Below are 21,898 nucleotides of genomic sequence, written 5' to 3'. Positions count from 1 at the left end.
GGCCGGCGCCGCTTGCGCTCACGGCGACGGCGATGCGGCCGGCACCGCGTTGACGCTCGGCGACACCGCGGCCGGCAGCGGGCTCGCCGGCTTCGGTCCAGCGCTCGTCGCCGGGCACGACGCCAATAGCTGCGACCAGCCCTGCTCCAGCCCGGTCGTGTCGACATCGAATGTCGTGAAGCCGGGCTTAAGGTCGGACTTGAGATCGGACTTGCCGTCCGACGACGGCGTGCTTTCGCCGATCTGCAGATGCGGGACCGCCAGCATCGCCTTGACGATGTCCGAGGTCACCGGGTCGCTCCAGACCTCGTATTTGCCGAACCGCGCCGGCAACCTGCCGAACGCGACCGTCCTGGTGGCGCCGGCCATCATCACCACCGTGCTCTTGCCGGCAGCGCCCTCGTCGAACTCGCGCACGAACATCAGCCGCCCGCGATCCTTGTTCTCGCAGAACAGGCGCCACTCCATCATGCGGAACGAGCTGCCGTCGCCCTTCTTCTGCTGCGCGATCTTGCGGACATAGGGCCGGGTTTCCTTCTCCACCGCCCACAGCGTTTCCGGCAACGGCCGCGTATCGATTCCAAATCGATAGAGCTCCGGCCGCGTCAGCACGTGCAGGTTCTCGAACTTCACGGTCCGGATCAGCTCGCTGAGCTCATGGCTGATTCCCATTGCCGCGAGGAACAGATTGCGGTCGCGATCGGCGCTGACCATCTCGCGCCGCCTGAAATCGGCGACGACCTGCGGCGGCGGATGGCCGTGGACCACGAACATCAGCCTGGAGTTATGCACCGCGAGCACCGAGTCGGGCGCCACTTCACGGTTGGTCGCGCCCACGAATAGATAGGCGCAGGCCGAAACGCACATCGCGTTGCGCGTGGTGAGTTCGGCCTCGACCTCGCCTTTCCCAGCCTTGATCTTCTGGCAGGCGGCGTCGATCTGCGTGCCCGCGGAACACGCGCCCACGCTGGTGCGGCCGACCCGGGCAATCGCCTTGCGTGCACGCAGAAACCGCGCGATCGCATAGGACTGCTCGACGTTTCCGCCCGGCGAATGCAGGTAGATCGGAAGCTGTGGTTCCTTGACGGCAAGCAGGAAGCTGCGAATCCGCGCCGCGGCATCCCGATCGATCTCGCCTTCGATCGCGATCCAGCGGTCGCAACCGGCGCCGCAGGCATTCGCCGGTCCCTTGGCGAGGTAGATGGTCAGCCGTTTCGCAAACCCGGCCTTCTCGACCGGTGCTTCTTCCGCCCGCAAGAGGCCCGGGATCAGAAGCAACGCCACGAAAAGCAGGAGACGGGAAAACATGAACCTTGCGGATCGCGCGATGGCAGGAAAGTGGACATTCGACGTTAAACGATGATCGGCAGCGTCGCAACGCTTGGTGCCGTCAAGTGCAGGCGAGCTTCTCTCGAATCGGTGCGGCCGGAGGCCCATTTTCTTGATATTGCCGGATTGCAGGCGTCAAATCCCCTGCTATACCGCTGCTTTCCGCTTACCTGCGCTCGTTCGCAGGAGTGAGCTACAGGAGACATCGATGGCAGAAGCGCCCAAATCCGAGTCCGGATTCCAGTACAGCCTCTCTAACCTCAAACCCGCAGAACCCGTGAACAAAATCGCCCTCACCTTCCCTGATGGAGCGAGGCGCGATTTCCCGAAAGGGACGACCGGCCTCGACATCGCCAAAGGCATTTCGCCCTCGCTCGCCAAGCGCACCGTCGCGATGGCGCTCGACGGCACGCTCGCCGATCTCAACGATCCGATCGAAGCCGACGCCAAGATCGAGTTGATCAGCCGCGAAGACCCGCGCGCGCTGGAACTGATCCGGCATGATGCCGCGCACGTGCTCGCCGAAGCGGTGCAGTCGCTGTGGCCGGGCACCCAGGTCACCATCGGCCCGGTGATCGAGAACGGCTTCTATTACGACTTCTTCCGCAACGAGCCGTTCACCCCGGAAGATTTTGCCGCCATCGAGAAGCGGATGCGCGAAATCGTCGCGCGCGACAAGCCCTTTACGAAAGAGGTTTGGGATCGCGAAAAAACAAAACAGGTGTTCCGCGACAAGGGCGAGGCCTTCAAGGTCGAGCTGGTCGACGCGATTCCCGGCAACGAGCCGATCAAGATCTATTTCCAGGGTGACTGGTTCGATCTCTGCCGTGGCCCGCACATGACCTCGACCGGCAAGATCGGCAACGCCTTCAAGCTGATGAAGGTGGCCGGCGCCTATTGGCGCGGCGATTCCAACAATCCGATGCTGACCCGCATCTACGGCACCGCATTCGCCAAGCAGGAAGACCTCGACGCCTACCTCAGGCAGATCGAGGAAGCGGAGAAGCGCGACCACCGCAAGCTCGGCCGCGAGCTCGACCTGTTCCACTTCCAGGAGGAAGGTCCCGGCGTGGTGTTCTGGCACCCGAAGGGCTGGACCATCTTCCAGCAGCTGATCGCCTATATGCGGCGCCGGCTGCTCGGCGACTACAGTGAGGTCAACGCGCCGCAGATCCTCGACAAGGTGCTGTGGGAGACCTCGGGTCACTGGGACTGGTACCGCGAGAACATGTTCGCGGCACAGTCCGCCGGCGACGAGGCCGAGGACAAGCGCTGGTTCGCGCTGAAGCCGATGAACTGCCCGGGCCATGTGCAGATCTTCAAGCACGGGCTGAAGAGCTACCGCGACCTGCCGCTGCGACTCGCCGAATTCGGCGTCGTGCATCGCTACGAGCCGTCGGGCGCAATGCACGGCCTGATGCGGGTGCGTGGCTTCACCCAGGACGACGCCCATGTGTTCTGCACCGAACAGCAACTCGCCGATGAGTGTCTCAAGATCAACGAGCTGATCCTGTCGACCTATGCCGATTTCGGCTTCGACGGCGAGCTCACGGTCAAGCTCTCGACGCGGCCCGAAAAGCGGGTCGGCACCGACGAGATGTGGGATCACGCCGAGCGCGTGATGGCCACCGTGCTGTCGGAGATCAAGGCCAACGGCAGCAACCGGATCCGCACCGAGATCAACCCGGGCGAAGGCGCGTTCTACGGGCCGAAGTTCGAATATGTGTTGCGCGACGCCATCGGCCGCGACTGGCAGTGCGGCACGACCCAGGTCGACTTCAACCTGCCGGAGCGCTTCGGCGCGTTCTACATCGACCACGACGGCTCGAAGAAGGCGCCGGTGATGGTGCACCGTGCGATCTGCGGATCGATGGAGCGCTTCATCGGCATCCTGATCGAGCACTATGCCGGCAACTTCCCGCTCTGGCTGGCGCCGACCCAGCTCGTCGTCACGACCATCACCTCCGAAGGCGACGAGTACGCCAAGGTGGTGGCGGCGGCAGCGCGCCGTGCCGGCCTGCGCGTCGAGATCGACCTGCGCAACGAGAAGATCAACTACAAGGTCCGCGAGCACTCGCTGGCCAAGATTCCGGCCCTGCTGGTCGTCGGCAAGAAGGAAGCCGAGACGCATTCGGTCTCGGTCCGCCGCCTCGGCAGCGAGCGCCAGACCGTGATGCCGACCGACGAGGCGATCGCAGCGCTGGTGGACGAAGCGACACCGCCGGACGTGAAGCGGGCGCAATCCGTCGCCTGATCTTCACAATCGGTCTAAACTGGCTTTCGTCGGCCTGGTCGTGCCCCCATCTTGGGGGCACGACTCCACTTGAAGGACATTTCCGTGCCCGATGCCATTGAACTCCTGAAGACACGCCGCTCGATGAAACCGCGCGAGATGACCGGCCCCGGCCCGTCCGCGGCCGAGCTCGAGACCATCCTGACCATCGGCGCGCGCGTGCCCGACCACGGCAAGCTGGCGCCGTGGCGCTTCATCGTGTTCGAAGGCGAGGCGCGCGCCCGCGCCGGCGACGTGATCGCCAAGGTGTTTGCCCGCAAGAATCCCGGTGCGCCCGCCTCCGACATCGAGGTCGAGAAGAAGCGCCTGACCGATGCGCCGCTGGTGATCGGCGTGGTCTCCTTCACCAAGCCGCACCCGAAGGTGCCGCCGTGGGAGCAGGAATTGTCGGCCGGCGCCAGCGCGATGAACATCGTCACCGCGGCGACCGCGCTCGGCTACGGCGCCTGCTGGCTGACCGGCTGGTTTGCCTTCGACCGCGACGTGCTCGACGGTCTCGGCCTGAAGCCCGACGAGAAGCTCGCTGGGCTCATTCACATCGGGACCCCGACCAAGCCGAGCGAGGATCGCCCTCGTCCGTCGCTGTCGGATATCGTGACGCGGTTTTGATACCCTAGATCTGTCGTTGCCGGGTTAGACCCGGCAATCCATCCACCGAAAGACTCTTCCGAAGAATGATTGATGGCCGGATCAAGCCCGGCCATGGCGAGCGGAGAATTACGCCGCCTTCGACGCTCGCTCCGCAAAGCCGCGCAGCAACGCTGCGATCTCGTGCCCGGGCCGCGCCGCGCTGAACAGGAAACCCTGCACCTCGTTGCAGCCTTCGGCACGCAGCCAGTCGAGCTGGTCTGTTGTCTCGACCCCTTCCGCGGTCGTGGTGATCTTGAGGCTACGGCCGAGGCCGGAGATTGCGCGCACGATCGCCAGACAATCGGAGCGCCGGGCGAGGTCCTTCACGAACGAGCGGTCGATCTTGATCTTGTCGAACGGGAAGCTGCGCAGATAGCTCAGGCTGGAATAGCCGGTGCCGAAATCGTCCATCGAGATGCTGACGCCGAGCTCGCGCAGCTGATGCAGGAGCGCGAGATTGGCCTCGGTCTCGGCCAAAAACACCGACTCGGTGATCTCGAGCTCGAGCCGGCGCGCCGACAGGCCGGAATGCGCCAGTGCCGAGATCACGGCCTGGACCAGGTTGCGGCTGCGGAACTGCACCGGCGACAGATTGACCGCGACCTTGACGTCGGCGGGCCACTTCATCGCCTCGGCGCAGGCTTCGCGCAGCACCCATTCGCCGAGCGCGACGATCAGGCCGATGTCTTCCGCAACCGGAATGAACTCCGCCGGCGAGACCATGCCCTTCTGCGGGTGCTGCCACCGCAGCAGCGACTCGAAGCCACTGATGCGGTCGGCGGCGATATCGACCAGCGGCTGGTAGTGCAGCTCGAACTCGCCATTGCTGAAGGCCGCGCGCAGATCGCGCTCCATGTCGCGGCGCTTCTGCGCCTGCTGATCCATCTCGGGCTCGAAGAAATGATGCACGCCGCCGCCCTCGGACTTGGCGCGATACAGCGCCATGTCGGCGTTGCGCATCAATTCTTCCGACGTCGTGCCGTCACCGGGCGACAGCGCGATCCCGACGCTGGCGCCGACCACAACTTCGAGCCCGTCGATCTTGTAGGGCGCGCTCAGGGCATCGATCAGCCGCTCGGCAAAAGCGCTCGCTTCGTTCGGCGAGACATCCGCGGCAAGCACGACCGCGAACTCGTCGCCACCGAGACGGGCTGCGACATTGTCGTCGCGGACCACGTCGCGCAGCCGCTCCGCCACCAGCTTGAGCAGCCGGTCGCCCATCGGATGCCCGAAGGAATCGTTGACGTTCTTGAACAAATCGAGATCGATGCACATCACCGCGACGCGTCTGTTGCCGGAGTGGCTGCGCTCCAGCGCCTCGCGCAGTCGCTCCTGGTAGAAATCGCGGTTCGGCAGGTTGGTCAGACCGTCATGGTGCGCCATGTGCGCGATCCGCGCTTCGGCGGCACGGCGTTCGGTGATGTCGACCACCGCGACCAGATAGCCGTCGCGGCCCTCGAACGCCACCCTGCGTCCGAAGGTCAGCACGTGGATCTCGGTGCCGTCAGCCTTGATGTGCCGCCAGTCGCGGCTCGATTGATAGACGTCGCCGACCTCGCGCAAGGCGGCGCTGTGCATCGCCCACTCATCCTCCGGCCAGATCTGCCGCAGCGTCATGCCGAGAAATCTCTCCCGGCTGTACCCATAGTGCTGAACGGCGGCGTCGTTGACGCTGAGGAATTCCATCGTGCCGGCGTCGAATACCCACATCGGCATCGGGTTGTTCTCGAACAGCAGGCGGAACGACAGTTCGCGCTGCTTCAGCGCGGTGACGTCGGAGACGGTCAGCGACAGCATGTCGCCAAACGCCGTGACACCGAGCCGCAGGCAGCGATCGCCGCTGTCGATCTCGAATTGGCCGACAGGACCGCTTCCGACGAATTCGCGCAGGCGGTTCATCACCGCCGGTGCCGCAAGCGGATTGCCGCCGGCGCTGAGCCGGCGCCACAGCAATTCGGTCGCGGGCTGCATCAGGAGCTTTGCAGCGCCCTGGTTGAGATGCACGATCTGGAAGTCGGCCGCCTCGCCCCGCGCGTCGCGGATCGCGGCGAGCGACAGCACGCCCTCGTCCGTGGCCGAGAAGATCGTATCGAGAAGATTGTACTGCGCATTGCGTTCGTTGACGTAGACGCCGACCAGGATGCCGCCCCAGCGCGACCGCGTCGGCAGCGCCAGCACATCGAAGGTCCGCACCAGACCGTCACGCACGCAATGCGCCGACGCGAGATAGGGCCGGCAATTCTCGCGCGCATTCGCGGCGGCTTCGGTCAATGCCGTCGCGCAGTCCGGCGGCAGCGCGCTGAGCGGAATGTCCCAACGCTCGTCGTTCAGCCACGTCTGGACGTAGCGGCCGGCGTGCGAGACGCTGAGCACGCCGTCGACGTTTCGCAGCAGCACGATGTGATCGGCGAGCCGACCGAGACTGCCGAGCATCACGTCTTCATAATGCGGCAGCTTTTCACCGGGACGGACCGCCGCCTGCCACTTGCGTTGCAGAACCGGAACGTCGGCGAACATCTCGGAATTGAACTTGGCCGATGTCTTTGCTGATTTGTTGTTGGCCATGATCATGGCACGCCCCGTTCACGCAAACGCCAGAGCCCGATCCGGAAAAGTGCGAAGCGGCTTTCCGAAAGATCATGCTCGGGCAAAAAGCCAAGGCGCGATGACGACACGACGTGAACTCAGCGCGCTTTAGTCCCCGTGGCATCCAAGTCATGCCGCGGCTTAACGCCATGTAAAAATAGCGATGCGGTGCGTCGCCGCCAGCGATTATGACAGCTCAAACTCACGCGATGGTTAGTTCACGTTAGAGACTATGACAGCCGCATGAAATGCGGCGCGGCCGCACCGTCAGCGCGCCACGACCTCGACTTCGCCATCGACGCCGTTGACGACGTTGAAGGGACGCTCGAACACCTTGCCCTCGTTCTTGGCGATCGCACGATACTCGCCTTCGGAGAGCACGACGCGCGGGAACGCGCCGATCGATTCCTTGATGACGTCGCCGCCGGGCGTGATCACCGACCATGCGGTGTTGGCGAGCGCCTCGCCGCCCTTCTCGCTGACCAGCTTGAGAGTGATGACGGCCGCGCGATGCGTGACGGTGACGTCGGTCAGCTTGCCCGCCGCGACGCGAATGTCGGAGCGCACCACCGAGTTGGCGTCACCATAGTTGGAGACGATGTAATAGGTGCCCTCGGGCAGCAGTGCGACGTCGCCGGCGGACACGTTGGGCACCAGCGGGCCACGGTCCGAGCCGTCGAACTGGCTGCCCTTGTAGATCGCGAACGAGATCTGGTTGGCCGGGATCTTGCTGGTGCCGACCCGGCCTTCGATCCGCAGGCCCCCGGCCGGCAGCACGAAGGACTCGCGGTCGGTCTCCGACTTCAGGCTGACGGCACGGACCGCGCTGACGAGGCCGAGCGCGACATGGACGACATAGTTGCCGGGCGGCAGCACGACGTTGGGCGTCGCCCCGCGCTCCTCGCGGATCAGCTTGTAGGTGCCGTTGTCGTCCGGCTTGTCGGCGAACACCCGCCACACCAGCCCGGCATTGATCACCGGCAGGTCCTTGCCGTAACGCGCGGTCAGCGACAGCACCGCCTGCCCGGCGGTCGGCGAGCCGGCCGGTGGCGTCACCGGCGGCACGGTCGCGATCGACGGCTGGACGATGGTCGGCTGGGTCAGCGGACCGGGCAGCACGGGCCCCGAACCGGGCCCGGACGGCGGCGCCAAATTCAGCGCCGGGCCGGACGGTACGTCCGGAACCGAGGCAGGCGGGATCGGCGGCGGCCGGTCGCTGAAGAACTGCGCCGACACGGAAGTGGGGACCAGGGCGAGCAAAAATGCCGCAAGCGTCAATAGCGGAAGGAGCCGCATGCCCCGCCCGCATCCGCCGATGCCGTTGCCCCTCGAAGTCATCATCATGCTTTTCAACGAAAACGCGGCAAATTCAAGCCTTCTTCCAAGGCTTTGTCACAGTCCCGGAGGCGCCATCCCGGTTTGGAACCGCTCGATCAAGCCGATGTTAGACCTGTCGTCGCGGTCCAGTCACATTCCCTGCCTACCGCGGTCCACCAGGGGCATGAATCATGCCCTGAGGGGAATAACCATGAAACCGGACGACGCTGGCATAGCCGTGCCGCGCGGCCTAGTCTCGTGCTGGCAGGAGATTTGTCGTGTTGGATAGCTGGATGGGCCGAGGCCAAAAGAGCTCCGACGGCCCCGACAAGGTAGGACTGGGACCGGTTCGCCGTCCGGTGATCGGACTTGCGCTTGGCGGCGGCGCCGCGCGCGGCTTTGCCCATATCGGCATCATCAAGACCCTGCTCGCCCATGGCATCGTCCCCAACGTCGTGGTCGGCACCTCGATCGGCTCCGTGGTCGGCGGCGCCTATGCGGCGGGCCATATCGACAAGCTCGAGCAGTGGGCCCGCAGCCTGCAGCCGCGCAGTGTGCTCGGCTACCTCGACATCCGCCTCAACGGCTCCGGCCTGATCGGCGGCGCCAAGCTCGCCGCCGAGATCGAGGCGGCGCTGGGCCAGGTCATGATCGAGGACCTCGCGGTCAAGTTCGCCAGCGTCGCAACCGAAGTGCGCACCGGCCACGAAATCTGGCTGACCCAGGGCCGCGTGGTCGACGCCATGCGCGCCTCCTACGCCCTGCCCGGCATCTTCGCGCCGGTGCTGATCGGCGACCGCTGGCTGGTCGACGGCGCGCTGGTCAATCCGGTGCCGGTTTCGGCCGCCCGCGCCCTCGGCGCCGAGATCGTCATTGCGGCGAACCTCTCCAGCGACGTGTTCGCGCATTCGACCACGATCTACAATCACGGGCCGTCCGCCGCGCCCGAGGTGACGGTCGCGGTGACCGCCGAGGCAGAGATTGAGCCGGAGGCTCCGAAGCGGCGGTTCGGCCGCTTCTTCTCCGCCGAACGGACCGTGAAGCGGGAGTTTTTCGGCAGCGCCAGCCGGCCCGGGATCTCGAGCGTGATGGTCGACGCCTTCAACATCATGCAGGACCGCATCACCCGTGCGCGCCTCGCCGGCGATCCGCCCGACATGCTGATCTCGCCGCGCGTCGGTCAGATCGGCTGGTTCGACTTCCACCGCGCCGACGACCTGATCGCACACGGCATCCGCGCGGCCGAACGCGCCATCGGCGCGATCGAGGAAGCCATCGACATCCTGGTGCCGCCGTCCAACGGCGCGGGCACCACCGGGAAGTAGCGCTCAGGCGGTCTTGCTCAGGCGGTCTTGATATAGTCGCGCAGCGCTTCCTGCTCGTGCTCATATTCCTGCACGCGGCGCTTGACGACATCGCCGATCGAGATCAGCCCGACCACCTTGCCGTCCTCGACGACAGGGAGGTGGCGGAACTTGCCGGTGGTCATCATCTCCATCAGCCCGCTGACCGTGTCGGACTGGCGGCAGCTCACGACCTTCTTGGTCATCACCGCGCTCACCGGCTCGTCCAACACGCCGGCCCCGCGCTCCGAGAGCACGCGCACGATGTCTCGCTCCGACAGGATGCCTTCCATCCGGCCCTGCTCCATCACCAGCACGGCGCCGATCTTGCGCTCACCGAGCAGTTTGACCGCGGCCGAGAGCTTCGCGCCGGGCGCGACGCTCATGACCTGATGGCCCTTTGCATCGAGAATGGAACGTACCGTCATTGCCGCCTCCCTGAATCCGCTCGCGCCCGCTTCAGCGGGGTCGAGCCTGTTCGCCAGAGTCTTCAATCAACAGTTCCGCGCCGATTTCGGTTCCGGGGCGCGGTCGGTAGCTGGGCTCGATGTGTCGGCCCGCTTTGTTCTGTGCCGCAAAGATGATGGAGGAATTCGAACCGAGCCGCAAGCGGCGATCAGACGCGGCCTGACTGGTCCACCGACGACGCATCCGCAGCATCGTCTCGCGCGCGCGGAATCGGATCGAACAGCGAGAACAGCAACAGCCCGGCGAGGAAGCCGCCGATATGCGCCTGCCAGGCGACGCTCGCATCCTCGGCACCAAGCGACAGCGAGGTGGCGCCGAACAGGATATTGACGCCGAACCAGATCGCCAGGAAGGCGAGCACCCGTCCGTTGCACAGCGCCTGCCACAGCGACAGCGCCGGCACCTTGGCGGCCGCATCGGCATCGCCCCGGCTGAACGACAGGAAGCTGCCCTTCACAAAGGCGAAGCGCATCGCCGCCGCCATCGTCCCCGAGACCGAGGCCGACGCACCGATCATCGGCGCAATGGCGTGCTCGTGCGTCAACAGATGCGCGAGCGCGCCGGCGGCCGCCGTCACCGCCATGAAGACAAAGAAGCGCACCGCGCCGAACCGCCGCGCCAGTGCGCTGCCGAACGGCAGCAGCCACAGCACATTGAAGCCGATATGCGTGAGGTTGGCATGCAGCAGCGAATAGGTGACGAAGGTCCAGACCTTGGCGCCGTCTCCGCCCGGGAAGGTGATGTCGAGCAGCGTCGAATCGTAGCGCTTCGGGATGAAGCCGAACACGTCGATGGTCCAGTTCTCCATCTCCGGCGGCAGCAGCACCCGCAGATGGATCACCGCGATCAGGAGCACATAGGCGGTGAGCGCAGCCGGCAAGGTCAGGATCGGCTCGCGCGGCGCCTCCGGCGGCGGTTCGAGCGGGGATTCGGGATGGGAGTCCAAGGGGTCGGCGACCTCGCACGCGGCTGTGCATCCCAGATAGGCGGCTTTCATGCTGCGGTGCAAGTGCACAATCCCGAAATCGGACACCGGGTGCGTGCGGCACCGAAAGCGATCGGAACAAAAGATAAAGGGAGGGCGCTGAGAACGCCCTCCCTGATCTGCTGGTCTTCTCGTGCCCCAGGAGGATCAGGAGAACATCCCCACCCCTCCCCGCACGGTGACCAAACTGTTCGATGCCACCTGTGTACCAACTACGCCGGCGCTTGGGGCAGCCGGCGAACGGGAACGCGCGGACCCTACGCGCAGGTTCCGCAGCCGCCAAGGACATAGTTAAATTTACGTTAACAACACAAAGCTGCCGATAAGCCGCCCAAACCGCGGCCACGGCATGGACGCTGCACAGCCTTCCCTGCACAACAGAGAAGGGAAGGCCCCTGCGCAAAACCGGGACAGATGTGTCCCGCCGAGCCAGGTGCCGGGCAAGGTTCTTTAGATGAAACACAGCTCGAGCCGCGAATTCTTCGCCTATTGGAATGCGAAGCGCGGCACTGCGCGTGCACCCGACCGGAGTGAGTTCGAACCGTCCGCGGTGCGCGAGCTGCTGTCCGACATCTTCGTGCTGTCCTATGACGGCGAGACCCGCTTTCCGTTCCGGGTCGCCGGCACCCGCACCTCAGCCCTGCTCGGCTGCGACCTCAAGAACCGCAGCTTTTCTGCCCTTTTTACCGACGAGAGCCGCGGCGAGATCGAAGACATCATCACCTGTGTCGTCGAAGAGACCCTGCCGGCCATCGCCGGCGTCACCGCCACGACCGAAACCGGCTCCAAGGCGCATCTCGAACTGCTGCTGCTGCCCTTCACCGCCCGCGTCCATATGCCGGCAAGCCTGACCGGCCTGCTCGCCCCGTTCGAGGATGACGTCGCCCGGCTGCACGACCTCGTGCTGACCTCGTGGCGCTACCTGCATCCCCAGGAGCGGCTGGTGCCACGGACCCTGCGCAAGCTCGCCATCGCCCGCGGCCTGATGGTCTACGAAGGGCTGCGCTAGCCCCCGACGCCTGCCCCGAACCGGCGGCCAGACCAACCACGCCGGTCGCTTGCACCGCGGGCCGCGGAACTCTATTAGCTGGTTCGCCGCCATGGCGGGGATGATCCGCTTATTGCAGCTGCGGCCGGGCTGGGCATGTTTCGCAATTCGATCAGGCAGAAGATCGTCGGCATTGCCGCGGGACTCATCGTCCTCGCGGTGATCACCTCGCTGCTGTCGATGGTGATGGCGGGCCAGGTCGGCCATCTCCTGGATGAGCTCACCAACCGCTACATCCCCGCCTATGGTCATCTCGCCCGCGTCAACATCCGCTCGCTGGAACGGTCCCTGGCGATGCGCCGGATGATGATGGCGAAGATGCAGGCGCCAGGGGAAGCCAGCGGCTACGACGCGGCGCGCAAGACGTTCGACGAGATCGAGCCGACGATCAAGCGCGAGGCCGATGCGGCGCGCGGGCTGATCGATTCGATCATCGCCGATCCCTCGACCCCGTCCGACAATGCCGCCCTCGGGCGCCTCGATGACCGCATCGACAATGCCGTCAACGATCTCTTGACGCGCCTGAACGCCGAGAACAAGACGCTGCTCGATCAGCTCGACGCCCAGGACTTTGCGGCAGCGAAAGCGACCACGCTGCGCGCCGACGTGCTGCGCGACGACTTCAACAACAAGATCGAAGGCATTCGTACCGACATGCTGGCGCAGGTCGCTTCGGCGGCGGCGAAGGTGATGAGTGCCCAGCAGCGGGCGATCATCATCTCCGGTGTCGTGACCGCGATTGCCGCGATCCTCGGCTTCGTGTTCGCGATGCTGGTCGGCAGCGGCATCACGCGCCCGGTGATGCGGCTGCTGGAGGGCACCCGCGAAGTCGAAGCGGGCCGCCTCGACGGCACCATCGCGATCACGACCCAGGACGAGATCGGCCAGCTCTCCGCCGCCTTCAACCGCATGATCGAGACGCTGCGTCACAACCAGCGCATCCGCGAGACCTTCGGCCGCTACATCAATCCGCGGATCGCCGAGGGCCTGCTCGATCAGCCGGCGATCGCCGCCACCGAAGGACAGCGCCGCATCATGACGGTGATGTTCTGCGACATGAAGGGCTTCACCAGCCTGAGCGAAGGCGTGACGCCGCGCGGCCTCGTCAAGATCATGAACCTCTATCTGTCGACGATGTCGGCGCCGGTCCATGCGCATCGCGGCATCATCGACAAATATATCGGCGACGCCATCATGGCCTATTGGGGCGCCCCGTTCGTCGAGGAAGCCGAGCAGACCCATCTGGCCGCGCTTGCCGCCATCGACATGATCGGCCAGGTCAACCAGCTGCGCAAGGATCTGCCCGAGCTGCTCGGCGTGCGCGCCATCCCGGCCGATTGCGACATTCGCATCGGCATCGCTACCGGTGAAGCGCTGGTCGGCAGCATCGGCTCCGAATTCATGATGAGCTACACCGTGCTCGGCGACACCGTGAACCTCGCCTCGCGGCTGGAAGGCGCCAACAAGTTCTACGGCAGCCGCAGCCTGATCTCGGAATCCACCGCGAGCGCCTGCGCTGCGACCATTGAGCTGCGCGAGATCGACCGCCTCGTCGCCGTCGGTCAGACCCAGCCGGTCGCGGTGTTCGAGATCATCGGCAAGAAGAACGAGCTGACGCCGGCGCAGACCGAGTTGCGGCAGCGCTACGCAGATGGTCTTGCCGCATATCGCGACCGCCGCTGGGACGACGCCGAGCAGGCTTTCGCGGCGGCACTGGCTGCCGCGCCGGGCGACGGCCCGTCGATCGCAATGAAGGCGCGCGCCGCAGCGTTCAGGCAAAATCCGCCGGCGGCGGACTGGGACGGCGCCTGGCATCTGGAGCAGAAGTAGCGGCGCTGAAGATCGCCTGCGATTCTAACACCGATGTTAGTTTCGGCTCCCGTCGTTCGATGGCGCGAACAAGACAGCACGCACGCGCAAGTACAACGTCGGAAGCGACAGTGCGATTGCCGCATCGGAAAACAATTTTCAGGACGCGCGGAATGTCTCCCGCGATCGGGAGTTAATGCTTCAGACCAACGACTGTTCACGTCTAATCGGGAGGTGCGCATGATCAAGTCATCGATGAAGCTCGCAATGCTTGCGGCGTTTCTGACAGCGCCGATCATCCTGTTCCCACAGCAGACCACCCTGGCTGCCGGCGGCGGCGGTGGTGGTGGCGGAGGAGCAGGAGGCGGAGAGCTCTACGGCTCGAGCTACAGCACGCCTGCGCCGACCTATCCCCAACAGAGGGACAGAAAGACCACGCACCGGGTCAAGAAGCCGATCAAGCAATCCGGCTTCGACGACCCGGCATTCCGCGACGGCTATCGTGCGGCCTATGCGACGATCTACGAACGCAACGACTACGCCGCCGCGATCGATCAGCTGCATGCGCTCGGCCGCGACGATCATCCAAACGTTGCGAACCTGATCGGCTACTCCTATCGCAAGCTCGGCGACTACAAGCAGTCGCAGGTCTGGTACGAGCGCGCGCTGAAGGCCGATCCGAACCACGTGCTGACGTGGAACTACTACGGCCTGTGGCAGATCGAACAGGGCAACCGCGACCAGGCCCAGTATCATCTGCAGCGGATCGCCGAGATCTGCGGCACCGACTGCGAGGAGTATCGGACGCTGGCTGCGGCGCTGGAGAAGCCGCCGGGTACGAACCTCGTCTATTGAGCGCGCCGGCGCGGAGCCGGCATGAGCGGAATGCGGGATCACTAGACCCAAGCCCGGATATCGCTTCGCGCGTTCGGGCTGCACGCGCCGTTGGCTTCCTTCGGCGCAGTCCGCTATTGTGGGCTCACAAACCATTTGCGAGTCCGTCATGCCCGACCTGATCGATTTCGGTACGCTGCAGCTCAAATTCCTGCAGAGCAAGGAGACCACCGGCGGCAGCGTCGATCTGTTCGAGATGACGCTGCAACCGAACGCCCGGATGCCGATTCCGCACTATCATGAGAGCTGGGACGAGACGATCTACGGACTATCGGGCGTCTCGACCTGGCGGGTCGACGGCAAGGAGATCGACATCGGGCCCGGCGAATCGGTGTTCATCAAGCGTGGTGTGGTGCACGGCTTCACCAACCGCTCGAACGGTCCGGCGACTTGCCTCTGCCTCCTCAGCCCCGGCGCGCTCGGACCGCAATATTTCAAGGACATGGCGGCCCTGATGGCGGGGGGTGCCCCCGATCCAGCCAGGATGAAAGAGACGATGCTGCGCTACGGCCTGGTGCCGGTCGCCCCCTGACCGCGCGTCGAGAGAGGCTTGCACCGCCGGCGGCCCTGCTCAAAACCGCGTCGTGCCGAGCGGCAGGCCGAGTTTTCCGCGGCCAACCAGCCCGTAGCTGATCGGGGTCATCACGACAACCGACCAGCCAGCCGACCGAACCGTCGAGCGCGGCGGCTGCCTCGACGATCGTCATGAAGTCGAGCGGCCAGATATCCGACCCGCCCAGCGCCTTCGACAAATTCAGCCGTAACATTCCGGCCCCGGCCAGGGCGCGGACCACGGCGTCGGGACGCCGGCGCTCGCGGTCGAAATCCGCCCGGTGCTCGGCAATCAGCGGGCAAGCCGCTCGAGCGCGGCCAAATGGTCGGCGACAATGGGGCTAGCAGGCTGGGGCATGACGCCGCCCTCTCCGAAAGCAGGCAATATCGGGAGTTTCAGCGCGGAGACGCGGATTTGGCCATGGCGCCCGGCGTCGCAGCGGGACTGTCATCTCTTTGTCATGAATTGTGCAGACAGGTTCAGCGGACCAGCTTCGGGGACATGCATGGACTATTTCAAACGCTTCAACTTCCTGTTCGCAGCGCCGGTTTTCGAGGCCGACGACCTCGAAGGCATCCGCTTCAACCAGATCATCAGCGAGATCGAGCGCTCCGGCTTCGAGGTGGTCCGCGCCCGCAAGCTGGAAGATGCCGAAATCGCGGTGCAGACCGATGCGGCGATCGGATGCATGGTGGTCGACTGGGGCAAGAAGGGTCTCGAGGGCAAGACCGCGGCGCTGATCAACCTGATGCGCCGCCGCGGCCTCGACTTCCCGATCCTTCTGCTGATCCGCCGCAAGCGGTTCGAGGACCTACCGGTCGAGGTGCTCGATTTCATCGACGGCTATGTGTTCCTCTCCGAAGAGACTCCGTCCTTCATCGCCAAGAACCTGATCTCCAGGCTGAAGCAATATGCCGAGAACCTGAAGACGCCGTTCTTCGGCGCGCTGGTCGACTATGCCGAGGAAGGCAACCAGCTCTGGACCTGCCCGGGCCACAATGGCGGCGTGTTCTACAGCCGCAGCCCGATCGGCCGGGTGTTCGTCGAGCATCTCGGCGAAGCCGTGTTCCGCGACGACCTCGACAATTCCGTGCTCGATCTCGGCGACCTCCTCACCCATGAGGGGCCGGCGCTGCGGGCGCAAAAGGAAGCCGCCAAGATCTTCGGCGCTGAGAAGACCTATTTCGTGCTCAACGGCACCTCGACCTCCAACAAGGTCGCGCTCGGCTCGCTGGTCACCGACGGCGACCTCGTGCTGTTCGACCGCAACAACCACAAGGCGGCCCATCACGGCGCGCTGCTGATCGGCGGCGGCATCCCGGTCTATGTGCCGACCGTGCGCAACGCCTGGGGCCTGATCGGCCCGATGCGCTGGGACCTGCTCGATGAGGGAAGCTTGCGCGACCAGATCCGCAAGCACCCGCTGGTCAAGGACGAGAACGCCTGGAAGAAGGAGCGTCCGTTTCGCGTCGCGGTGGTCGAGCAGTGCACCTATGACGGCACCATCCACTCCGCCGAGACGATCCTGAAGCGGATCGGCCATCTCTGCGACTACATCCTGTTCGACGAGGCCTGGGCCGGCTTCATGAAGTTCCACCCGATCTATTCCGGCCGCTTCGCGATGGGGCTTGCCAATCTCGGCCCCGACGCGCCCGGCATCATCGCCACCCAATCGACCCACAAGCAGCTCGCGAGCTTCTCGCAGGCCTCGCAGATCCACATCCGCGACCGCCACATCAAGGGCCAGAAGCGCCGGGTCGAGCATCGCCGCTTCAACGAAAGCTTCATGCAGCACGCCTCGACCTCGCCGTTCTACCCGATCTTCGCCTCGCTCGACGTCGGCGCGCAGATGATGAAGGGCCGCTCCGGCGAAGTGTTGTGGGACGATACGATCCGGCTCGGCATCGAGCTGCGCAAGAAGATCCGCGCGGTGAAGCGCGAGTTCGAGGAGAAGGAGGCGCGCACCGAGCGGCGCTGGTTCTTCGAGCCGTTCGTGCCGGACCGCGTGATGATCCCCGACGTTGCGCGCGAGAACGGCGTGCACAATGTCGCCTGGGAGACGATCTCGACCGATCAGCTCGCGACCAATCCGTCCTACTGGCAGCTCAGTCCCGGCCAAGCCTGGCACGGCTTTCCCGAACTGACGGAAGGCTTTGCCATGACCGACCCGAACAAGCTCACATTGCTGACGCCGGGCTTCGATCACGCCACTGGCGCCTATGCCGATCACGGCATTCCCGCCCCTGTGGTGGCGCAATATCTGCGCGAGAACCAGATCGTCGCCGAGAAGAACGACCTCAACTCCCTGCTGTTCCTGCTGACACCCGGCGTCGAGGCCAGCAAGGCCGGCACGCTGGTGTCGGGGCTCGTCGCCTTCAAGAAGCTGCATGACGACAACGCGCTGGTCGAGGACGTCATTCCCGAATTCTTCCGCCGCCGTCCGCAACGCTACACCGGCGTGCGGCTACGCGATCTCTGCGGCGACATGCACCGCTTCTTCCGTGACGGCGGCGTCAGCACGCTGCAGGCCAAGCAGTTCCTGCCCGAACATCTGCCCGAAATCGCGATGTCGCCGCGCCAGGCGGCGCAATATCTGATCCGCAACGACGTCGACTATCTGCCGATCGACCAAATCTTCGGCCGCATCGCCGCGACACCGTTCGTGGTCTACCCGCCCGGCATCGCCACCATCGTGCCCGGCGAGCGGCTGTCGGAGCGCAGCAAGCCGATGATCGACTACCTCAAGATGTTCGAGGCGAGCTTCAATGCATTCCCGGGCTTCGAGGTCGAGGTCCAGGGCATCTACAAGGAGATCGACGACGCGGGCCGCGTCCGCTTCTACACCTATGTCGTGTCCGAATAGGCCAGCGGACGCAACGCAATGGAGAATGATCACAAGATCACCGTCCGCTCCTCGCGCGACAGCGACGTCGATGCGATGCTGTCGATCTACCGCTATCACATCCGCCACGGCATCGAGGAGAGCGTCGACGACAGCGGCACGCCGGAGCCTGACGACCTGCGCGACCGCCGCAAGAATCTGCGCAACACCCGCCTGCCGCATCTGGTCGCGCTGTGCGACGGCGAGGTGGTCGGCTACGCCTATGTGGTCCAGTTCCGCAAGCGCCCGGCCTATCGCTACACGGTGAAGCATTCGATCTATATTCACCACCGCTTCACCGGCAAGGGCGTCGGCGGCCGGCTGTTGCAGGAACTGGTCGACACCTGCGCCGCGTCCGGCTTCCGCCAGATGATTGGCTACATCGACAGCGACAATGCCGCGTCGCTGGCGCTGCACGAACGGTTCGGCTTCAAACGCGTCGGCCATTTGCCTGGCGTCGCCTATCGCTACGGCCGCTGGTCCGACACCGTGATGGTGCAACGCTCGCTCGCCGCCGGCTCGACCGCCCCACCGCCGCCCGCGCCGCTGTCGCGGCGGTGATGGGGGGATGGGGAGCTACGCGGCTCCCTCCATTCGTCGTCCTGGCGAAAGCCAGGACCCATAACCACCGCATTCGGTGATGAACGGGACAGCGGCCCCAGCGCCGCACAACAACTGAGATCTGGGGTAATGGGTCCTGGCTTTCGCCAGGACGACATCGAAGATGAAGCGCGATCTCGAGCAAATTCGGTGTCATCGCCCGGTCGAGCCGGGCGACGACAGTTGCAGTGGGTGACGATGTGAGGCCGCCCTACTCCAGCGTAAACCCGACCCGCAGCGCCACCTGGTAGTGGCGAACCTTGCCGTCTTCGATATGGCCCCGGGTCTGCACCACCTCGAACCATTTCATTTCCCGGATCGTCTTCGACGCGCGGCTGACGGCGTTCTCGATCGCCGCCTCGATGCTCTTGTCCGATGATCCGACCAGTTCGAGGATCTTGTAGACGTGGTCCTTGTCGTGCGTGGTGGGCATGTCGACCTCCTGGGATGGATGCGCGATCCGGACATTTTGCACTCCGATCCGGACAGTCCGTCGTCCGGTACGGGCTGTCGTCAAACGACGAATGCTGCGCGGCAACACACCGGTTGACTTGAATCAACGTGTTGCGGCGCCTTTGGTGCCAGCATGCACTTGGTGCCAGCCGGGCGCCTGCCCTTGTCCGCGCCATGACCTATGGTAGCATGGTTTGACCAAGTATTCGGGAGCGATACGATGTCGACAGCGTCCAGCTCACCCGCCACACCTCCTCACAGCCTCGGATCCGGGCTTGCCAACCTTCGCGCGAAGTGGGGCTGGATCGTCGCCCTTGGCGTGATCTACCTGATCGCAGGCGTGCTCGCCTTCGGCAGCGTGTTCTTCGCCACCGTCGTCAGCGTGCTGTTCGTCGGCGCCATGATGATCGTCGCCGGCGTTGCCGAGATCATCAATGCATTCCAGTTCAAGACGTGGGGCAAGTTCCTGTTCTGGCTGCTGCTCGGCGCGCTCTATGTCGTCGCGGGCTTCATCACCTTCGAGAACCCTCTGCTCGCCGCTGCAACGCTGACGCTGTTCCTCGGCATTGCCCTCGTGGTCTCCGGCATCGTCCGCATCTTCCTGGCGTTCGGCATGAACTCGGCGGCGCCGTGGGGAATGGTCGCGATCTCCGGGCTGATCACGCTGGTGCTCGGGGCCATGATCCTAGCGCGCTGGCCGGTGTCTAGCCTCTATGTGCTCGGCATCTTCCTCAGCGTCGACCTGATCTGCGCCGGCGTCAGCTGGATCAGCATGGGCATGGCGCTGAAGCAGCGCACTTGAGCGCGCCAGGCGCAGGCGAACCTGTCGGCGAAGGCTGAGCCTCCCGCGGAAGGCGCGCCCCCTTGCGCCTTCACGTTGTCGTGTCCACATCGCCAAATCGCGGCTTCCCGCTCGAACCCACTTCCATCAGGCCCCGTCCAATTTGGCGAGCGGGCCATTCCGGTTTCGCCGAACCGAAGGATGGAATTTCCTATGTCGATGCGATCGAGATTATCGTCTGCGACGTTGTTTACCGTCGCGAGCACCACCGCGTTGGCGGCAGCCGCCGTGCTGGCCACCACCGTCGCCACGACGGCGCTGACGACCACGGCAGCCCATGCATTTCAGCCGCGTGTCGTTCCGCCCTGCAGTTTCTTCCTCCTCACGGAGGGATGCGGGCAGTCTGGTCCCCAAGCCGATCCAGGTCGCGCGCGCAACCGCGACATCTCCCCGGCCTACATGAAACAGTCCGATCCGCGCTACAATCAAAGCCTGCTGAGCGCAGGCGGAGGTGATGGCGGAGGAGGCGGTGGTGGCGGCGGCCGCTAGCATGATCCGCCGAAAACCTCGTGCGCGGAGAGATGGCGGGTTAGGCTTGCGCCAACCCGCCCTGCTCTGCTCCTTGCAACACCTCAGGGCTGCGCGAGGTGCCAGGCGCCATTGAGAAAGCCGTCACCGGTGATGTCGCCGGCCTTCTGGTCCTTGGCGAAGGTATAAAGCGGCTTGCCTTTGTAGGCCCACTGCTTCGAGCCGTCGTCGCGCGAGATGATGGTGTAGCCGCCTTCGGCCTTGTCGCCGACGTCCGCCTTCAGCACCGGCCAGTTGGTCGCACAGGGGCCGTTGCAGGCCGACTTGCCGTCGGTGTCCTTGTCGAACGTGTAGAGCGTCATGCCCTTGGCATCGGTCAGGACGGAACCCTTCGCCGTGGTGCCGGTCTTGGTCGGCGGCGCGGCAAAGGCGGCAGACGCGAGTGCGAACGAAGCGGCGGTGGCGAGCGTGAGTGCGAGCTTTGTCTTCATGATGTCTCCCTTTCGAATGCAAACGACTTGCATGCGTAAGGACGCGCGAAGGCCTGCACTATTCCGCCGGCGATGCGGAAACAATTTCCGGCCGAGCGGCTGATGTGAGGGGAATAAAGCCGAGAGCGCGTGCCGATACCGGCAGCTACCGCCTGATCTCCTCGGCCGCGCGCACCAGCGGGCGGTCGGAAAGCTGGATCGGGCCGGAGAACGGCGTGCTCATTTCGAGGATCAGATAGATCGCGGCCGCGATCAACGCCGCCGCGGCGATGTAGGTCGAGACCACCACCGCATTGCGCGGCGCGCGAAAGCCGAGCGTCGCGAACATCAGCGTCAGCCAGCCGACCAGGATGCAGATCAGCGGTGACGGGAACGAACCGTCGGACTGCTCGACAAAGGTCCAGCGCTGCTGCACCGCTTGCCGATAGACCGAGCGGGCGTCGTTCCACAGCGCGATCTTCTGCTCGTCGTTGAACTTGAGCTCGCGGAGACTGTTGCCGACCTCGTCGAGCAAATGTTCGGACACCTCGTTCGCGCGCGAGATCGGGGCATCCTTGAGCGCCTGCTCGACATAGGCGAGCAGCCGCTTGCGCGGCTCGTCGGCGCTGGGGCCGAGCGGCCGCAGGCTGCGGTCGAGCAGGATGAGGTCGGTCGCGAAGACGTGCAGGTTGCGGTCGACCGCCGCATAGGTGTTGGCCGAATTGTTCATCATCAGGCCGAGCAGCAGCGACGGCATGGTGACGAACAGGGTCGCAACCAGGCGTACCGAGGTATTGGTCTCGTCGCTGCGGTGATGCTCCCCCAGCCGGCCATGGATCGCCATGGTCGCAAGCGCGGCGCCGCCGAGCAGCATGAAGATCAGGATGGCGACGACGACTGCAACCACGGCTTGCAAGGACCTGCGAGAGA

Annotated in this window: 20 protein-coding genes; 11 read left to right on the top strand and 9 right to left on the bottom strand. The window is 64.9% G+C overall.

Features of this window, described 5'->3' with window-relative positions; translation table 11 throughout:
* Positions 1 to 18 precede the first annotated feature (18 nt).
* Positions 19 to 1,308, bottom strand: coding sequence for a COG3904 family protein (locus CO675_RS23295; RefSeq protein ID WP_097674185.1), 1,290 nt, complete (start codon positions 1,306 to 1,308; stop codon positions 19 to 21).
* A gap of 229 nt (positions 1,309 to 1,537) precedes the next feature.
* Between CO675_RS23295 and thrS the strand changes: the two genes are divergently transcribed.
* Both thrS and CO675_RS23285 read left to right on the top strand, forming a co-directional pair.
* Positions 1,538 to 3,583 carry a threonine--tRNA ligase gene (thrS, locus tag CO675_RS23290; protein ID WP_097674184.1) on the top strand — a complete coding sequence of 682 codons (2,046 nt, stop codon included), beginning with the start codon at positions 1,538 to 1,540 and terminating at the stop codon, positions 3,581 to 3,583.
* Between the two features lie 84 nt (positions 3,584 to 3,667).
* Entirely contained in the window at positions 3,668 to 4,231 is a 564-nt protein-coding gene (locus tag CO675_RS23285; RefSeq protein ID WP_198964711.1) for a nitroreductase family protein, read from the top strand.
* Between the two features lie 108 nt (positions 4,232 to 4,339).
* Here the strand turns inward: CO675_RS23285 and CO675_RS23280 are convergent, their stop codons facing one another.
* Together CO675_RS23280 and CO675_RS23275 are read right to left on the bottom strand one after the other, a co-directional pair.
* The gene (locus CO675_RS23280) at positions 4,340 to 6,823 is read right to left on the bottom strand and encodes a putative bifunctional diguanylate cyclase/phosphodiesterase (protein ID WP_097674182.1); all 2,484 of its coding nucleotides are present in this window, start codon (positions 6,821 to 6,823) and stop codon (positions 4,340 to 4,342) included.
* Between the two features lie 282 nt (positions 6,824 to 7,105).
* On the bottom strand, positions 7,106 to 8,176 hold the full coding sequence (locus CO675_RS23275) for an RgsD C-terminal domain-containing protein (RefSeq protein WP_097674296.1): 1,071 nt from the start codon (positions 8,174 to 8,176) through the stop codon (positions 7,106 to 7,108).
* Positions 8,177 to 8,448: 272 nt separating this feature from the next.
* Between CO675_RS23275 and CO675_RS23270 the strand changes: the two genes are divergently transcribed.
* The gene (locus CO675_RS23270; RefSeq protein ID WP_502693399.1) at positions 8,449 to 9,480 is read left to right on the top strand and encodes a patatin-like phospholipase family protein; all 1,032 of its coding nucleotides are present in this window, start codon (positions 8,449 to 8,451) and stop codon (positions 9,478 to 9,480) included.
* A 17-nt stretch (positions 9,481 to 9,497) separates the two neighbouring features.
* Here the strand turns inward: CO675_RS23270 and CO675_RS23265 are convergent, their stop codons facing one another.
* A complete protein-coding gene (locus tag CO675_RS23265) occupies positions 9,498 to 9,926 on the bottom strand; it encodes a CBS domain-containing protein (protein WP_097674180.1) in 429 nt (142 codons plus the stop codon).
* 188 nt (positions 9,927 to 10,114) lie between these two features.
* Positions 10,115 to 10,912 (bottom strand): rhomboid family intramembrane serine protease, encoded by a 798-nt coding sequence (locus CO675_RS23260; RefSeq protein ID WP_097674295.1) that lies wholly within the window; start codon positions 10,910 to 10,912, stop codon positions 10,115 to 10,117.
* A gap of 493 nt (positions 10,913 to 11,405) precedes the next feature.
* Here CO675_RS23260 and CO675_RS23255 point away from each other — a divergent pair, with 493 nt between their 5' ends.
* The 4 genes from CO675_RS23255 to CO675_RS23240 all read left to right on the top strand — a co-directional run bounded on the left by CO675_RS23255 (position 11,406) and on the right by CO675_RS23240 (position 15,234).
* The gene (locus CO675_RS23255; protein WP_097674179.1) at positions 11,406 to 11,960 is read left to right on the top strand and encodes a PAS domain-containing protein; all 555 of its coding nucleotides are present in this window, start codon (positions 11,406 to 11,408) and stop codon (positions 11,958 to 11,960) included.
* A gap of 135 nt (positions 11,961 to 12,095) precedes the next feature.
* Positions 12,096 to 13,829, top strand: a complete 1,734-nt coding sequence (locus CO675_RS23250; protein ID WP_097674178.1) for an adenylate/guanylate cyclase domain-containing protein — start codon at positions 12,096 to 12,098, stop codon at positions 13,827 to 13,829.
* 219 nt (positions 13,830 to 14,048) lie between these two features.
* Positions 14,049 to 14,663: a tetratricopeptide repeat protein gene (locus CO675_RS23245; protein ID WP_097674177.1), complete on the top strand. Its 615-nt coding sequence runs from the start codon at positions 14,049 to 14,051 to the stop codon at positions 14,661 to 14,663.
* A gap of 148 nt (positions 14,664 to 14,811) precedes the next feature.
* The gene (locus CO675_RS23240; RefSeq protein WP_097674176.1) at positions 14,812 to 15,234 is read left to right on the top strand and encodes a cupin domain-containing protein; all 423 of its coding nucleotides are present in this window, start codon (positions 14,812 to 14,814) and stop codon (positions 15,232 to 15,234) included.
* Here the strand turns inward: CO675_RS23240 and CO675_RS42010 are convergent.
* Complete coding sequence (locus CO675_RS42010; protein ID WP_502693400.1) at positions 15,137 to 15,547, bottom strand: acyl-CoA dehydrogenase family protein; 411 nt, start codon at positions 15,545 to 15,547, stop codon at positions 15,137 to 15,139. The two genes, CO675_RS23240 and CO675_RS42010, sit on opposite strands and share 98 nt — an antisense overlap.
* A 213-nt stretch (positions 15,548 to 15,760) precedes the next feature.
* Between CO675_RS42010 and CO675_RS23230 the strand changes: the two genes are divergently transcribed.
* Together CO675_RS23230 and CO675_RS23225 are read left to right on the top strand one after the other, a co-directional pair.
* A complete protein-coding gene (locus CO675_RS23230) occupies positions 15,761 to 18,118 on the top strand; it encodes an Orn/Lys/Arg family decarboxylase (protein ID WP_097674174.1) in 2,358 nt (785 codons plus the stop codon).
* 18 nt (positions 18,119 to 18,136) lie between these two features.
* Entirely contained in the window at positions 18,137 to 18,697 is a 561-nt protein-coding gene (locus CO675_RS23225; protein ID WP_097674173.1) for a GNAT family N-acetyltransferase, read from the top strand.
* Between the two features lie 250 nt (positions 18,698 to 18,947).
* On the opposite strand, the gene CO675_RS23220 is transcribed toward CO675_RS23225, so the two are convergent.
* Entirely contained in the window at positions 18,948 to 19,169 is a 222-nt protein-coding gene (locus CO675_RS23220) for a dodecin (RefSeq protein ID WP_097674294.1), read from the bottom strand.
* 240 nt (positions 19,170 to 19,409) lie between these two features.
* Between CO675_RS23220 and CO675_RS23215 the strand changes: the two genes are divergently transcribed.
* Positions 19,410 to 19,991 carry an HdeD family acid-resistance protein gene (locus CO675_RS23215; protein WP_050625594.1) on the top strand — a complete coding sequence of 194 codons (582 nt, stop codon included), beginning with the start codon at positions 19,410 to 19,412 and terminating at the stop codon, positions 19,989 to 19,991.
* 192 nt (positions 19,992 to 20,183) lie between these two features.
* Positions 20,184 to 20,519, top strand: coding sequence for a hypothetical protein (locus tag CO675_RS23210; RefSeq protein ID WP_245452872.1), 336 nt, complete (start codon positions 20,184 to 20,186; stop codon positions 20,517 to 20,519).
* 83 nt (positions 20,520 to 20,602) lie between these two features.
* Here the strand turns inward: CO675_RS23210 and CO675_RS23205 are convergent, their stop codons facing one another.
* Together CO675_RS23205 and CO675_RS23200 are read right to left on the bottom strand one after the other, a co-directional pair.
* Positions 20,603 to 20,989, bottom strand: a complete 387-nt coding sequence (locus CO675_RS23205) for a COG4315 family predicted lipoprotein (RefSeq protein WP_198964710.1) — start codon at positions 20,987 to 20,989, stop codon at positions 20,603 to 20,605.
* A 145-nt stretch (positions 20,990 to 21,134) separates the two neighbouring features.
* On the bottom strand, positions 21,135 to 21,875 hold the full coding sequence (locus CO675_RS23200; protein WP_097674171.1) for a bestrophin-like domain: 741 nt from the start codon (positions 21,873 to 21,875) through the stop codon (positions 21,135 to 21,137).
* Positions 21,876 to 21,898 lie beyond the last annotated feature (23 nt).

This window comes from Bradyrhizobium sp. C9 (genome assembly GCF_002532045.1).
In the GTDB taxonomy this organism is placed as follows: domain Bacteria; phylum Pseudomonadota; class Alphaproteobacteria; order Rhizobiales; family Xanthobacteraceae; genus Bradyrhizobium.
The sequence above is the reverse complement of the archived record's forward strand: the minus strand, read 5'-3'. Positions and strand labels throughout refer to the sequence as shown.